The organism is Qipengyuania gaetbuli (genome assembly GCF_020524765.1).
In the GTDB taxonomy this organism is placed as follows: Bacteria; Pseudomonadota; Alphaproteobacteria; order Sphingomonadales; family Sphingomonadaceae; genus Qipengyuania; species Qipengyuania gaetbuli_A.
Map to the genome: position 1 here is coordinate 1 of NZ_JAIVLR010000004.1, position 1,266 is coordinate 1,266.

Annotated in this window: 1 protein-coding gene; it reads right to left on the reverse strand. The window is 62.0% G+C overall.

Annotation, left to right across the window (positions count from 1 at the left end; genetic code table 11):
• Window positions 1–34: 34 nt before the first annotated feature.
• Window positions 35–1,203, reverse strand: a protein-coding gene (locus tag LC083_RS13940) for an IS3 family transposase (RefSeq protein ID WP_226700931.1) whose coding sequence is annotated in 2 segments (ribosomal slippage) — window positions 35–942 and window positions 942–1,203 — 1,170 coding nt in all. Because the reading frame shifts where the segments join, the coding sequence is not laid out codon by codon here.
• Window positions 1,204–1,266 lie beyond the last annotated feature (63 nt).

Genomic DNA, 1,266 nt, shown 5'->3' on the forward strand with positions numbered 1-1,266 from the left:
TGACCGGCCCCCACTGAGTGGTCCGCGTTGATTGTTAGTGCAGAACCGCCTCTGACGCCATGGCTGTCCGTAGGTGGAGCGTAGCGTAGCCGGAGGGCAGCCATGGCGGTGTCGCCGTTTCCGGTGCCGGTGGTCGATATCCCAACGAGCTGTGCGGCCTGACGGTGTTGTAGTGGCGCCGCCATGCCTCGATCAGGATCTGAGCTTCGGCCAGAGTGTAGAAGATCTCCCCGTTGAGCAGTTCGTCCCGCATCGAGCCGTTGAAGCTCTCGCAGTAGCCATTCTCCCATGGGCTGCCGGGAGTAATATAGAGCGTCTTCACGCCGATCTTTGCCAACCATTCCTGGACGGCATTGGCGATGAACTCGGGGCCGTTGTCTGACCGTATATGCGCCGGTGGACCACGTGTGACGAACAGTTCGGCCAACGCGGCCAGCACATCCTCGCTTCTGAGCCGTCGCGCCACCGGCAGGGCCAGGCACTCCCGGCTGGCCTCGTCGATGATCGACAGGATGCGGAACTTGCGACCATCGTGCGTGCGGCCCTCAACGAAGTCGTAGGACCAGACATGTCCCGGATACTCGGGCCGCAGGCGGATACATGATCCGTCGTTGAGCCAGAGCCTCCCCCGCTTCGGTTGCTTCTGCGGCACCTTGAGACCCTCGCGTCGCCAGATGCGCTCCACCCGCTTGCGGTTCACATGCCAGCCGGCATGGCGCAGCAAGGCCGTCACTCGGCGATAGCCGTAGCGACCGTATTGTCTGGCCAGGGCGATGATGTCCTCGGTCAGTGCAGCCTCGTCATCTGCCCCACGCGGCGTCTTGCGCTGTGTCGATCGATGTTGCCCGAGCACGCGGCAGATCCGTCGCTCGGACACCGGCATCATTCCCCGGATATGATCGATACAGCGCCTGCGGCGCGCAGGGCTCAGAAGTTTCCCCTCGAAGCTTCCTGCAGGATCAGCTTGTCCAGCGTCAGATCCGATACCGCCCGGCGCAAACGGGCGTTCTCCTTCTCGAGGTCTTTCATCCGCCGGGCCTGATCCATCTTCAGACCGCCATATTCCTTGCGCCAGCGGTAATAGCTCTGTTCAGTGACGCCGATCCGGCGACACGCGTCCGCCACTGTTCCGCCTTGCGCCAGCACAATCTCCGCCTCACGCAGCTTGGCGATGATCTCCTCCGGCTTGTGCTTTCTTGCCATTCCATTCCTCCTTCGTGGCCATTTCTAAAATAGAAAATGGGCCACTCAGAAGGGGGCAGATCA